This window comes from Rhodanobacter sp. C05, assembly GCF_002001165.1.
GTDB lineage: Bacteria > Pseudomonadota > Gammaproteobacteria > Xanthomonadales > Rhodanobacteraceae > Rhodanobacter.
Genome location: NZ_MUNQ01000006.1, coordinates 267933 through 281303 on the forward strand (window position 1 = coordinate 267933; position 13371 = coordinate 281303).

At 65.6% G+C, this 13371-nt stretch carries 13 protein-coding genes; 9 read left to right on the top strand and 4 right to left on the bottom strand.

The window, feature by feature from the left end:
- Positions 1-32 precede the first annotated feature (32 nt).
- Positions 33-1253, bottom strand: coding sequence for a serine hydrolase (locus B0E51_RS03830; protein ID WP_077443511.1), 1221 nt, complete (start codon positions 1251-1253; stop codon positions 33-35).
- Between the two features lie 147 nt (positions 1254-1400).
- Here B0E51_RS03830 and B0E51_RS03835 point away from each other — a divergent pair, with 147 nt between their 5' ends.
- From B0E51_RS03835 to B0E51_RS03870, 8 genes are all read left to right on the top strand, one after another.
- Positions 1401-1868 (top strand): SET domain-containing protein-lysine N-methyltransferase, encoded by a 468-nt coding sequence (locus B0E51_RS03835; protein ID WP_077443512.1) that lies wholly within the window; start codon positions 1401-1403, stop codon positions 1866-1868.
- 84 nt (positions 1869-1952) lie between these two features.
- On the top strand, positions 1953-2138 hold the full coding sequence (locus B0E51_RS03840; RefSeq protein WP_077443513.1) for a hypothetical protein: 186 nt from the start codon (positions 1953-1955) through the stop codon (positions 2136-2138).
- On the top strand, positions 2138-2818 hold the full coding sequence (locus B0E51_RS03845) for an RDD family protein (RefSeq protein WP_077443514.1): 681 nt from the start codon (positions 2138-2140) through the stop codon (positions 2816-2818). Before B0E51_RS03840 ends, B0E51_RS03845 begins: the two co-directional genes overlap by 1 nt.
- Positions 2815-3792 carry a stage II sporulation protein M gene (locus B0E51_RS03850; protein ID WP_077443515.1) on the top strand — a complete coding sequence of 326 codons (978 nt, stop codon included), beginning with the start codon at positions 2815-2817 and terminating at the stop codon, positions 3790-3792. The genes B0E51_RS03845 and B0E51_RS03850 overlap by 4 nt, the downstream gene beginning before the upstream one ends.
- Positions 3776-5308 (top strand): DUF4129 domain-containing protein, encoded by a 1533-nt coding sequence (locus B0E51_RS03855; RefSeq protein WP_254424396.1) that lies wholly within the window; start codon positions 3776-3778, stop codon positions 5306-5308. Before B0E51_RS03850 ends, B0E51_RS03855 begins: the two co-directional genes overlap by 17 nt.
- Positions 5305-6429 (top strand): DUF4350 domain-containing protein, encoded by a 1125-nt coding sequence (locus B0E51_RS03860; RefSeq protein ID WP_077443517.1) that lies wholly within the window; start codon positions 5305-5307, stop codon positions 6427-6429. The genes B0E51_RS03855 and B0E51_RS03860 overlap by 4 nt, the downstream gene beginning before the upstream one ends.
- Before the next feature lie 29 nt (positions 6430-6458).
- Positions 6459-7433, top strand: coding sequence for a MoxR family ATPase (locus B0E51_RS03865; protein ID WP_254424411.1), 975 nt, complete (start codon positions 6459-6461; stop codon positions 7431-7433).
- Positions 7433-8740: a DUF58 domain-containing protein gene (locus tag B0E51_RS03870; RefSeq protein ID WP_077443661.1), complete on the top strand. Its 1308-nt coding sequence runs from the start codon at positions 7433-7435 to the stop codon at positions 8738-8740. Before B0E51_RS03865 ends, B0E51_RS03870 begins: the two co-directional genes overlap by 1 nt.
- Positions 8741-8759: 19 nt before the next feature.
- On the opposite strand, the gene B0E51_RS03875 is transcribed toward B0E51_RS03870, so the two are convergent.
- From B0E51_RS03875 to fusA, 3 genes are all read right to left on the bottom strand, one after another.
- Positions 8760-9269 (bottom strand): GreA/GreB family elongation factor, encoded by a 510-nt coding sequence (locus tag B0E51_RS03875; protein WP_077443519.1) that lies wholly within the window; start codon positions 9267-9269, stop codon positions 8760-8762.
- A gap of 97 nt (positions 9270-9366) precedes the next feature.
- Positions 9367-9918, bottom strand: coding sequence for a DUF6438 domain-containing protein (locus tag B0E51_RS03880; protein WP_143525778.1), 552 nt, complete (start codon positions 9916-9918; stop codon positions 9367-9369).
- 46 nt (positions 9919-9964) lie between these two features.
- Positions 9965-12004: an elongation factor G gene (fusA, locus tag B0E51_RS03885; protein WP_077443662.1), complete on the bottom strand. Its 2040-nt coding sequence runs from the start codon at positions 12002-12004 to the stop codon at positions 9965-9967.
- 438 nt (positions 12005-12442) lie between these two features.
- Here fusA and B0E51_RS03890 point away from each other — a divergent pair, with 438 nt between their 5' ends.
- Positions 12443-13276, top strand: coding sequence for a hypothetical protein (locus B0E51_RS03890; protein ID WP_254424397.1), 834 nt, complete (start codon positions 12443-12445; stop codon positions 13274-13276).
- The last annotated feature ends 95 nt before the right edge of the window (positions 13277-13371 follow it).

Sequence of the window (13371 nt, forward strand, 5' to 3'; positions counted from 1 at the left end):
AGCGAGCCACATGAGCCTGCGCGCTGACGTTTTCAGAGTGTCGGGGCTTCGAGCCTGCCGGAGGCTCGGGCCAGTGCAATCACGCGCGCAACGAAGTCGTCATAGCCGTCACCCTGATTTTCATGCTCGTTGTCCGCGTCAATCTGCCGGACCGCGACCAGGCCGGCCTTGGGCACGATCACCACATACTGGCCGCCATCGCCGTTGCCGTCATAAGCCACGATCGGACCTTCGCCAACCTTGAACAGGCGGTAGGGGCCAATGCCACGGCTGATCAGCTGGTCGTTGAAAATCTTCGGTTCCTGTGGGCCAAGCGCCTTGATCAGGCCCGCATGCATGGCGGCGATGCTGTCGAAATGGGCGCCTTGCAATCCGCGCTGCAGCTTGGCGACCGTGTTTTCGGGAACGCCGCGCTTGCGCAGCATGTCGAAGCTGGCCGGGTCAGTGTCGAAGTGCGTCCACTCTCGTTCGCGCCACCACAGCAGGCCACATTGTCCTTCCAGGCTGGAGGGCGCCAGCATGGTGTCGACGTAGCGGGCCGTCAGCAGTTGCTGTCCATGCCATTGACCGCGATCCAGCACCAGCTGTCCGACCTTGGCCAGATCTGCAGCAGTAAGCGGCAAGCCCGCCATCGCATAGGGATGGCCTGTGCTGTCCCTGTCCCATCGGCCGGGATGGATGTCCATGGTCCTGAACAATCCGTCGCGGAAAAACACATCCATCGGCTCGCCTGAAGCCTTCTCGATGATGCCGGCAAGCAGGTTCACCGCCTTGTTGTTGTAGACGGCGTCAGTACCGGGCTTGCTGTCCAGTTCGGCGGCCAGCGCCAGCTGGATCGCGTCCGGCGCGGGGTAGACCTCGACATCGGTGCGCGGAAAGGTCTGCAAGCCGGACGTGTGGTTCATCAGCATGCGTATCGTGATGTCCTTCTTCCGGCCCTGCCGCCATTCCGGATAGAAGTCGGCGACCGGCTGGTCGAGCGACTTGATCTTGCCGGCGGCGAGCAACTGGCCGATGCCAAGCGCCACCACCGACTTGGTCACCGACATCAGCTCGATCGGGCCACGCACCTTGTCGTTCGGGTAGTAGTGGCCGAGTTCGCGGCCGTCCTGCATAACCAGCACGGCATGGCTGTGGGTTTGCTTGCCGCGATCGAGCAGCTGTTGCAATGCGGCTGCGGGAGCAGGCGTATCGGCCATGGCCGGTGCGGCACCCAGCAGGGTCAGGGCAAGCAACGCATAGCGTGTTTTCATGGAGATGCAATTTCCTCGGGAAGGGGCTGCCGCCGATCGTCGCGCGGCACCTGGTGCGCAGCTGCCGATGGGTCTGTCGCGACCAGCCAGTTTCATGGTCATCCGCAAACAGGCATGATCATCTCTTTATCCGCAGGGTTTTACCGCATGTCACGACGTTTTGTTGCCCGCCGCTCGCCGATCCACGGCAACGGTGTATTCGCCACCGCCCCGATCGCCAAGGGCGAGGAGATCATCGAATACAAGGGCAAGCTGATGACCCATGCCGAAGCCGACGAGCTGTATGGCGACGGCGGCGAGACCGGCCACACCTTCCTGTTCACCCTCAACGATGACTACATCATCGACGCCAACCAGCACGGCAACAGCGCGCGCTGGATCAATCACAGCTGTGCGCCGAACTGCCGCGCCGTGATCGAGGAAAGCGCCAGCGGCGATCCGCACAGGGACCGGGTGGTGATCGAGACGATCCGTGCGATCAAGCCTGGCGAGGAGCTCACGTATGACTACGGCATCGTGCTCGATGTGCCGCACACCGCGCGTCTGAAGAAACTGTGGGTCTGCCTGTGCGGTTCGCCGAAATGCACCGGTACCCTGCTCAAGCCCAAGCGGTAGGCAAGCGGCGAAAATCGCTTCTATACTCGAAGCGGTTGCCTGACGTGGGGTAGGGCAAACGGACAGTACAGGGGAAGCTTTGTCATGGAAGCGAATCCGTATGCCGCGCCAAGGGTTGTCGTCGATGACGCCCGGGCGTATTCGGCAAGGGATCTGGAAAACCGCAAGGCCGGACGCGACAAGCGCCTGATGGATTCCTTGCCGGTCTTCGGCAACGAGCGGCGATGCCCGCACGACCTGATCGCCGACACCATCGTCATCGACGCTTGATGCTCGACACCGTACGCGAGATCGAGACCCCCGAAGGGATCAGCCTGCATCTGCGGGCGGCCGGCGCACTGCCGCGTGCGCAGGCGTGGATGCTCGATGCGTTGCTGCGCATGGGGGTGTTCATGCTGGCGATGATCCCGCTGTCGTTGCTTGGCGTGGGCGGCAACGGGCTGGCCATGCTGCTGCTGTTCGGGTTGATGTGGGCTTATTCGGTGGTGTGCGAGGTCTGGATGGATGGCCAGACGGTGGGCAAGCGCACGCTCGGCCTGCGCGTGGTCAATGCCGATGGCACGCCGGTGACCTGGGTACCGTCGGTGGTGCGCAACCTGCTGCGCGTGGTGGATGCGTTGCCGGGTGTGTATGGCGTCGGCCTGGCCTGCACGCTGATCGATCCGCATGCGCGCCGGCTAGGCGACATCGTCGCCGGCACGATGGTGGTGCACACGATCGAGCTGCCTGCCGGCGCACAGGTACCGACCGTTGCGGCAATACCTCCGCCGGTCGTACTGGCGGCCGACGAGCAGGCTGCGCTGGTGGAGTTCGCCGAGCGCTCCGGTCAGCTCACGCTGCAACGGCAGGAGGAACTGGCCAACCTGCTGATGCCGTTGACCGGGCGCCGCGACACTGCGGCGGTGTCGCAACTGATCGCCCATGCCAACTGGCTGCTGGGGCGCGCATGAAGCAGGAGCGTTTCGTCGCCATGTACGGTCGCGAGTGGGACAGCCTGCAGTTCTGGCTGAACGCGCTCGAGCGGCAGCCGCGGCGCACGCTGCGGCAGGAGCAGACGCTGGATTTTCCGCAGTCCTATCGGCGCCTGTGTCATCAGCTGGCGCTCGCGCGCGGGCGCGGCTACAGCCGCGAGGTCACCGATCGCCTGCAGCGTCTGGTGCAGCAGGGACATCGCGTGCTGTACCGGCCGACGGCACCGCGCTGGCATCGGGTGGCGGTGTTTCTGCTGGCCGGCTTTCCGCGGCTGGTGCGCTCGCAGTGGCGTTGCATGGCGGCAGCGGCGACGCTGTTCTATCTGCCGGCATTGGTGACCTTGCTGCTGATGCAGCTGCGGCCCGAACTGGCGCATACGGTATTCAGCAGTGCGCAGCTGGCGCAGTTCGAGAAGATGTATGACCCGGCCAATCCGCACATCGGCCGCAGCAGCGGTACCGACCTGCAGATGTTCGGTTTCTACGTGATGAACAACGTCAGCATCGCGTTCCGCACTTTCGCTTCGGGGCTGTTCTTCGGTGTCGGTGCGGTCTACGTGCTGGCTGCCAACGGTGTGTTGATCGGCGGCGTGGCCGGACACCTCAACGCGATCGGTTATGGCGGCCCGTTCTGGCGCTTCGTGGTGGGGCATTCGGCGTTCGAGCTGAGCGCGCTCGTGATCGCCGGTGGTGCCGGCCTGCAGCTGGGGCTGACCTTGCTGATGCCGGGCCGACAACGGCGTGGGCCGGCCCTGGTTGCTGCTGGCTGGGTTGGCGCGCAGCTGGCGCTGGGCGCATTCGCGATGCTGCTGATGGCGGCCTTCATCGAGGCGTACTGGTCGTCGATTGCGGCGTTGCCGAATGTACTGAAGTTCGGCAGTGGCGCACTGCTGTGGCTGCTGGTGCTGGGCTGGTTGTGGCGTGGTGGCAGGGGGCATGGCGATGGAGCTTGAGCGGATCAGCGTGGTGTTGCGTCCACGCGCGCCACGCGAAGCGCTGGATCTGGGCGCCACGATGTTGCGCGCGAACGCTCGCGCGGTGTGGTCGGCCTGGTTCGCGTTCACCCTGCCGGTGTTCGTGCTGTGCAATGCGCTTGGCGTGGTCGTGGGTTTGCCCTGGCTGGGCTTGCTGCTGATGTGGTGGCTCAAGCCGCTGTTCGACCGGCTGCCGTTGTACGTGCTGTCGCGCGCGGTATTCGATCGCGCACCGGGCTGGCGCGAGACGTTGCGCGGGCAGCGCCAGTGGCCTTGGGGCAGTACGTGGGCAGCGCTCAGCTGGCTGCGGATCGACAGCAACCGCTCGCTGCGCCTGCCGCTGGAATTGCTCGAGGGCCTGCCGCGCAGGCAACGTTCGGCGCGCTGGAGCGTGCTGCGCCGGCGTATCGTGGCGGATGCCAGCCTGCTCACCTACGGTTGCCTGCAGTTCGAGCTGGTGCTGTTTCTCAGTGTGTGGCTGCTGACGTGGATGCTGGTGCCGCATGAGTGGCTGCCGGATTCGCTGCGCGACTTCTTTCGCGTCGATGTGCATGCGGCCTCGACGGTCTGGATGCTGCTGACTTCATTCGTGGCTTATCTCGCGATGAGCGCGATCGAGCCGCTGTATGTGGCATGCGGATTCGCGCTGTATCTCAACCGGCGCACGCAGCTGGAGGCATGGGACATCGACCTCGCGTTCCGTCGCCTGCGCCAGCGGTTGCTGGCGAATGGCAAGGTGCTGGCCGTGTTGCTGGCTTGCGCCGGTTGCTGGTCACTGCCGGCTCATGCAGCAGTCAGCCCGCAGGGCTCGCAAGTGGTGCCGGCGACGTCGCTGGAACAGGTATTCCAGCAACCCGTGGACGGTGCCGACCGGCGCTTTGCCGACGCGGCGGTGGCGGCATATCGCGATCCGCGTTTCGGCGGCGAGCGCAAGGCACGTGAGTGGGTGTTCAAGTACACGCCTGCCCCACAAGCGGCGCCCGTGTCCATGCAGCCGCTGTTCCCGGGGTTTGCCGGTGCGGTGGCGATGATCCTGAAGCTGGCTCTGTGGCTGCTGCTGGCGGTGGCGATCGCTGCCTTGTTGCGATTTATCTGGCGTTGGCGTGGCACGCGTGTCGGCATCGATGCCGTACCCGTCACGCCGAGGCAGAGCTTGCGCGCGCAGGTGCAGGTGGACGCACCGCTGCCTGTGGACCTGGCTGCTGCCATCCGGGCGCTGTGGCAAGCGCGGCAGCAGCGCGAGGCACTCGCGTTGCTGTATCGCGGCTGCGTGGAGCAGGCCACGCGACTGCTGCAGCTGCCATCGTCGCTGGACATGACCGAGGCAGACTGGCTGCGTCAGGCCGCGTCGATGGCAGATCGGACACGCGCCCAGCGTGTCGCCACCATCGTGCGTACTTGGCAGTTCGCCGCCTATGCCGGACGCTACCCTGATGATGCCGCCGTCGAGAGCCTGCTGGCCGGCTGGCCCGTGCAGGCGGGGTCGTCGGCATGAGCCGCAGCCCACTCTACGCAAGCCTGCTGGCGCTGGGTGTGCTGGTGCTGCTGGCGGGCGCCTTCTTCGCCACGTTCGAGCGCAAGGAGGTCACCCAGCCGATCGCCGCGCATGGCGAGGCGAGCTACAACCGGTTCTTTGCGCTCGAACAGACCTTGCGCCAGCTGGATGTCCCGGTCACCGCACTGACCACGCTGGATCCGCAACGGCTGCCGCTGCGACCTGGTGACACTTTGGTGCTGGGTGACGACATCAGTCGCGTCGATGTCGACGATGCTGCGCGGATCGCTGCATGGGTGCGTGCCGGTGGTCATCTGCTGCTGTCGCCCGGATCGACCGTTGCCACGCACACAGCGTTGTTCGAAGCGCTGAACCTGCTCGATCCGCGTCCGGCGGAGTTTGCCTGCAGCGCGATCCATCCGATGGGTTCTGCCGCCGGCAAGTCGGCCGACGATGTGCAGTTGTGCGGACGCCGCTTCCGTCTGAATCCGGCGGCCGTCGCCACTGTCGAAGCATCGGTCGGCGATGCGCAGGACGGCTACCTGTTTGCACGCACGCGAATCGCGGCAGGATCGGTCAGCCTGCTGGTCAACCTGGATGTGCTTTCCGGCAACCAGTTGCGTAAAGCCGGAGCGCAGCAGTTCGGCTGGCGCCTGCTGGCACCGAATATCGGCCTTGGGCGGATCTATCTGGTGTATGCGCTGGACGGCATGTCGTTCCTGAAACTGTTGCTGCTCAAAGGCTGGCCTGCACTGCTGGCCTTGAGCCTGCTGCTGGCCGCCTGGATGGCGATGCGCAGCGAGCGATTCGGGCCGCTGATGCCGGCACCTGCCATGCACCGTCGTGCTCTGCTCGAACATGTGCAGGCGGCTGGCGAGTTCGTCTACCGCCGCGATGGTGGCCGCAGTCTGCACAATCTGGTCTGCCAAGCCGTGCTGGCGCGTCTGCGCCGGCGCGACCCGGCCAGCACCATGTTGCATGGCGATGCACTGTACGCGCGCCTCGCACAACGCAGCCAGCTGGCGCCCGAGCAGATTGCGCACGCCTTCCAGTCACCCGCGAACGCACAGGCGTTTCGCGCATCCATCATCACCCTGGCGCGACTCAGGAGCCGCCCATGACTACCGAAACCCTCACCGCCGAGCCGGTCATGCCGCCGGTATCGCTGTCGACCGCCGAACTCGGTGCGCATGCGCGCGCCCTGCGCGAGCAGGTCGCGCATGCCTTCATCGGCCAGACCGAGGTATTCGATCAGGTGCTGCTGGCACTGCTGGCCGCCGGCCATGTGCTGATCGAGGGTGTGCCTGGCCTGGGCAAGACGCTGCTGGTGCGCGCCCTGGCGGCCGCGGTCGGCTGCACGTTTGGCCGTGTGCAGTTCACCCCGGATCTGATGCCGGCGGACGTCACCGGCCACGCAATCTACGACCCCAAGACCGAGCGTTTCCAGATCCGGCGCGGGCCGGTATTCGCGAACCTTTTGCTGGCCGACGAGATCAATCGCGCGCCGGCCAAGACGCAGGCGGCGCTGCTCGAATCGATGCAGGAAGGTCAGGTCACCATCGAAGGTCGCCGCTTTCCGTTGCCGGCACCGTTCATGGTGGTGGCCACGCAGAATCCGATCGAGCAGGAGGGCACCTATCCGCTGCCCGAGGCACAGCTGGACCGTTTTCTGATCAAGGTGGTGATCGGCTACCCCACGCTGGAGGACGAACGCCGCATGGTCGCCGGCGTGGTCAACGGCAAGGTGGCCGCCGACCTCGATGTCTCGCGGGTGCAGCCGGTGATGGGTCAATCGGAATTGCTGGCGCTGCAGCAGGGCGTTGCCGCGATCCGCATGGACGCGGCGGTGACCGACTATGCCGTGCGCATCGTGCGCGCCACACGCGAATGGCCGGGCGTGATCGGTGGCGCCGGTCCGCGCGGCGGGTTGGCGCTGGCGCGGCTGGCGCGTGCGCAGGCGGTGCTCGACGAACGCGATTTCGTGACACCCGACGACGTGCGTGCGGTGGCACTGCCGGCGCTGCGGCACCGTCTGTTGCTGGCGCCGGAGGCGCTGATCGAACGGCAGCGTGCCGACGACGTGCTCGGCGCGTTGTTGCACAAGGTGCCAGCACCTCGCCAATGATGCGGCCGGCTCCTCTCCTGTTGTGGCTGCTGACAGGCTGGGTTGCGCTCGGCGTGCTCGCGAGTGTGGCCTGGCTGCCGTTGTCGGTCTGGCTGGCGTATGGCCTGCTGGTCGCACTGTTGGTGCTGGTCGATGGCTGGCGCCTGTGGCGCACGCCGTCACCCGAGTTGCAGCGCGAGCTGGCGCCGGTGATGCCGCTCGGGCCGGAGGCGCGCATTGGCCTGCGTCTGCGTGCGGTCACCGCGCGTGCGCAACAGCTACGCCTGCATGACCTGCACCCGGGGGGCTGGGCGGTGCACGGAATGCCACGCAAGCTGTCGCTGCAACCCGGCAGCGAACTGCTGCTCGATTACACGATCACGCCGGATGCCCGCGGCCAGTTCAGCTTCGATGGCTGCCATATGCAACTGCGTTCACCGTGGTTGTGCTGGACGGCGCGGCGCGTGATCGGCATCACTTCGACGGTGAAGGTGTATCCGAATTTCGCGTCACTGGCAGAACTGGCCGGACTCAGCGTGGAGGTGGCCTCGCGCAGCGTCGGCGCGCGGCTGCAGCGTCGGCGCGGCGACGGCACCGAGTTCCAGGAACTGCGCGATTACCGCGTCGGCGACAGCCTGCGCAAGATCGACTGGAAAGCCACCGCACGCAGCAGTCGGCTGATCTCGCGCGAGTACCGCGACGAGCGCAACCAGCAAGTGGTGCTGATGCTCGACTGCGGCCGTCGCATGCTGGCGCAGGACGACCATCTGGCCCATTTCGATCACGTGCTGAATGCCTCGCTGGCACTGGTCAGCATCGCACTGCGCCAGGGCGATGCGGTTGGCCTGCTGGCCTGCACCGGTCAGCAGCAGCGCTGGCTGCCGCCACAGCAGGGCAGCGGTGGCATGGACATGCTGCTGGCCGCCGGCTACGACCTGCAGGCGATGCCGCTGGCGACCGATTATCTCGCTGCGGCCAGTGCGCTGCAGGCGCACCAGCAGCGCCGCGCACTGATCGTGCTGATCACCAACGTGCGCGATGAGGATGATGCGGAACTGCGTGCGGCGGTGGCGATGCTGACGCAGCGACATCTGGTGATGCTGGTCAGTCTGCGCGAGCTGGCGCTGGATCGGGTCGCTGCCGAGGCAGGCGACAGCCTGGAAACCGGCATCCGCAGTGCCGCGGCAATCCATTACCTGGCTGAGCGTGAGCGTGTGCATGAGGGTTTGCGTCGCGAGGGCGTGAACACGCTCGATGTCAATTGCAGCGAGCTGTCGGGAGTACTGATCGAACGCTACCTGAGCGTCAAGCGGGGTGGGCGGTTGTAGCGTGCTGCCGGCGCAACCGTCATGGCTGCGTCTCGCCGTCATAGTCGATGGCGATCACTTCGATCAGCAGGTCGCCGGCGGGGCGTTTCCAGTTCACTTCATCACCGATCCGTGCGCCGAGCAGGGCCTGTGCCAGCGGTGACAGATAGCTGACCCGGTGTTGTTCGGCCTCGGCCTCATCCTCGCCGACGATATTGTAACGCTGTTCGCCCTCGACGCTGTCCAGGGTGACGATTGCACCGAAGGCAACGCGTTCCTGCGGCTGCGACAGCAGGTCCACCTCGATCGCACTGTTCACCCGTGCATTGAGCCAGCGCAGTTCGCGCTCCAGTGGTGCCAGCTCGTTCTGCCGTGCCAGTGTGTCGTTCGATGCCTTCAGTACATGATGGCGTGCGGTAGCTTCCTGCAGTCGCGCGCACAAGTGCGCCAGCCCGCGCGGTGTGACGTAGTTCGGGTGACCGCTCAGCGGCAGGTCCGGCAACGCCGGCGCATCGCCATCATCGGATTCCTTGGTGAAGGCTCGACTCATCGTGTTCTCCCGATGCCATGCGCAATGCATGCACTGGCAGGTGGCGATCATCCCGCCACGGATCTGGCGCTGGCGCGACGAACGTGAGGGTGCAGCGTCAGCGATCGGTTCTTTCAATCTCGCCGGGCGCAGCCAACTTGCCGATCCAGCGAGTGGTGTCCAGCTGCTGGTCGATGGTGCGGCCCAACCGTTCGATTCTTGGCCGTACCGCATCAGCAGCGGCGCCCGTGCACCCGTTGTAGAACTCCACAGTCTTGCTGCCGCCGGCATCGACGACAGTGATTTTCACGCCAGGCTGGTCGCTCATCACCGTCTCGCAACCGTCATCTTGCGAGACGTAGCTTTCCCGCATTGCGTGAAAGTCGGCCCGTTCGAGGGCGGCGTGAACCTGCGCGATTTGCGTCGGCGTGGCGTATCCGTGCGCATTGCGGGTCTGCACATGGATATAACCTTCAAAGCGGATCTCGCCCTGCGGTGTCATGGTCACGCTGTAAGCCGGGCAGTTGCCGAAACAGCTGCTGCGCCGCAGGGTGATGCTGGCTGCGTAGGCGTGTTGACCCGTCGCGGCATCGGCATGCACGGTGCATGCGCCAAGCAGGACGGTGCAGGCGATGACGAGACGGGGCCGGGTGCGGCAGGAAGAATTCATGGAGTTGGCCGCGCGGAATCCGGCTGCAAGCTTCGCTCGTGGCATTTCAGTCCTCCTCGGCATGCGGCTTCCATGCTTCGCTGAGCTGCTTCTGCACCGTTACCGGTACCGTCTCGTAGTGGCTCAGGTCGAGGCTGTAGCGGCCGCGGCCACCGGTCATCGACTTCAGCTCGGTGGGGTAGTCGATCAGCTCGGCCAACGGTGCCTGTGCCTTGATCACCAGTTCGCCGCCGCGCTGGGTATCGGTGCCCATGATGCGCGCGCGCTTGCCGGCGAGGCCGCCGGTGACATCACCGACATTGTGCTCGGGAATCGCCACCTCGACATTCACGATCGGCTCCAGCACCACCGGGCGGGCCTTGCCGATGGCGTCGAGGAACGCCTTCTTGCCGGCACTGATGAAGGCGACCTCCTTCGAATCGACCGGGTGATACTTGCCGTCGTACACGGTCACACGCAGGTCCTGCAGCGGATAGCCGGCGATCGCACCGTGCTCCATCGCCTGGCGTACGCCTTTCTCGATGGCGGGAAGGAACTGGCCGGGAATCACGCCGCCCTTTACGGCATCGATGAATTCGAAACCGGCACCGCGTTCGAGCGGCTCGACGCGCAGGAACACTTCGCCGAACTGGCCGGCACCACCGGTCTGCTTCTTGTGCCGGTGGTGGCCTTCGGCGTGGGCGGCAATGGTCTCGCGATAGGCGATGCGCGGCGGATGGGTCACCACTTCGACGCCGTAGCGCTCGCGCATGCGCTCCAGCATCACCTTCAGGTGCAGGTCGGAGAGTCCGCGTACCACGGTCTCGTTGAGCTCCTTGTGATGCTCGACGCGAAAGCACGGATCCTCTTCGGCCAGCCGCCCAAGGGCATTGGAGAGTTTCTGTTCCTGGCCCTTGTGCTTCGGCTCCAGCGCGAGACCGAACATCGGCGCCGGAAATGCCAGCGGTGCCAGCGTGATCAGGTCCTCGTCGTGCGAGTCGTGCAGTACCGCATCGAAGTGGATGTCCTCGATCTTCGCCACGGCCGCGATGTCACCTGGAATCGCTGCCTCGATTTCCACATGGGTCTTGCCCTGCACGCGGAACAGATGACCGACCTTGAACGGTTTGCGGCCGTCGTCGATCAATAGCTGGCTGTCGCGGCGGATCGTGCCCTGCCACACGCGGAACACACCGAGCTTGCCGACGAACGGGTCGTTGACGATCTTGAACACGTCAGCGATCACATGTTTCGTCGCATCGGCACGCGTTTCCAGCGGTTTGCCGTCGCCGCGCACGAACGGTGGCGGGTTGCCCTCGGCGGGATTCGGCAGCAGTCGCTCGGCGACCTCCAGCCACTCGCGGATACCCACGCCGGTGCGCGCACTGACAAAGCAGATCGGCACCAGGTGGCCTTCACGCAGGCACTGCTCGAAGGCATCGTGCAGCTGCTGCGGGGTCAGCGCGTCTTCGCCGGCGTCGAGGTAGGCGCCCATCATCGTCTCGTTGATTTCCACAACCTGATCGAGGATGCGCTGGTGCGCCTCGGCCAGCGAGGAGAAATCGGTGTCGCCATCACTGTGGAAGAAGCAGTCCAGCACGCGCCGGCCATGACCGGCAGGCAGGTTCACCGGCAGGCATTCGCTGCCGAATTCCTCGCGCAAGGCATCCACCAGCGCGGCCAGGTTGGCGCCGTCGAAATCGATCTTGTTGACCACCAGCATGCGTGCCAGCCCACGTGCCTTCGCATGCGCCATCATGCGGCGGGTGCCGTGCTCGATGCCGTTGATCGCATTCACCATCACCGCGACGGTCTCCACCGCGGCCAGCGCAGCCAGCGTGCCGCCACGGAAATCGGCGTAGCCGGCGGTGTCGATCAGGTTAAGGTGGCAGCCGCCGTGGTCGATGGACGCCACGCAGCTGTCGATGGAATGGGCACGGGCCTTTTCCTGGCTGTCGGTATCGGAGACGGTGGTGCCGCGTTCCACCGAACCCGATGTCTGGATCGCGCCGCCGGCCTGCAGCAGGGCTTCGAACAGCGTGGTTTTGCCCACGCCGGCGTGGCCGGCGAGCGCGATATTGCGGATGCTTTCCGTGGTGTACGACACGATGCGACCCTCCCATAGATTGGGCGCAGTTCGTGCCGGCATGAACAACGGCGCCGCACGAAGCCGCGCTCTTGGCGACGACTGAAGTGGCGGGCCGTCATGGTCGTCCGTGAGGGCGGTCATGGCGGGGCGGCGCGTGACGCCGCCTGCCTAGACTTGAGCGAATGTCCGGCATGGTCAAGCTGCACTGCGGGGAACCGGTTCGGTACCGCGGTGTCTGTGGTGGGCGCGTGAATTCCCGCATGTACCCGGGTGGCCAGTCCTGCCGGGTTCAAGCGCCATCCGGCATCCTGCCGGCAGCCATCCCCTCTCACCTGAGGTATCACCATCACTCGTCCGCTGCCGCTCGAACAGCACAGCGAGCCATCGCCGGACGATGGCTCGCCGGGTCGTGGGCTGTTGCCGCTGGATGGATTGACCCGGGCGCGGTTGCGGCAATTGCACTGGCGTGAACCGTGGTACGAGCGACGCTGGCACGGACTCGCGCTCGCCGTGGCGGTGCTGCTGCACGTGCTGTTCCTGCTCGTGATCTGGGGCGAGATGCGGCCGCCGATGGCGGTAGTGCAACATGTGCCGCCGGAGGAGATGCTCGAGGTGCGCTTCATCACGCACGCACCGATTGCTGCGTTACAGCCACCACCGGCACTTCCGCCGCCGCCGAAACCACGCGTGCCACCGAAGCCCCGCGAACCGGCAGCGAAGGACGCGATGAGCATGCAATTGCCGCCGTCGAAGCCAGCAAATGCGCCGCGGCTTTACGACAACAATGGTGCGCCACTGCTGCCGGCGTCAGCGAGCAGTGCACCGACTACCGGCTACGTGCAGAGCCTGCCGCAGGGCGACACGCAGATCATGCAGCACAGCAGTCCGGTCAAGTACCAGGCGACTCGCTTCGGGAACGACTGGAGCGGCAACGGCAATGCAGTCGACAATGCGCTGCAGAAGCTGGTGGACAAGACCACGGTCAAGAAAACCATCCGGCTGCCCGGCGGCGTGCGCATCCATTGCGCCGTATTCCTGCTGGCTGGTGGCTGCGGTGGCGATCCGCCACCGCCACCCTCGGCAAAGGATGGCGACGAGCGTCTCAGCATGGCGCCGGCGCAATCGCTGGCAACCGATCCGCATGCGCCCAAGCCACCCGGCATCGAGGCATGCATCGCGATGTACCGCGCCGGCAAGCCGCTGGCGTGGGGCTGTCCGGTCGATACGCCGAATCGCGCGGTCGACGCCGAGCTGCACGATCATGCAGGCGGCGCTGCCAGTCATCCCTGAAACTTTGGCGCAGCAGTTCCTGCATGAGTGATTTTGCTGGTGCCCGGCTCGCCACGGCAACAAGCGTCGTGCAGGCGTTCAATCAGCAGCCCGTG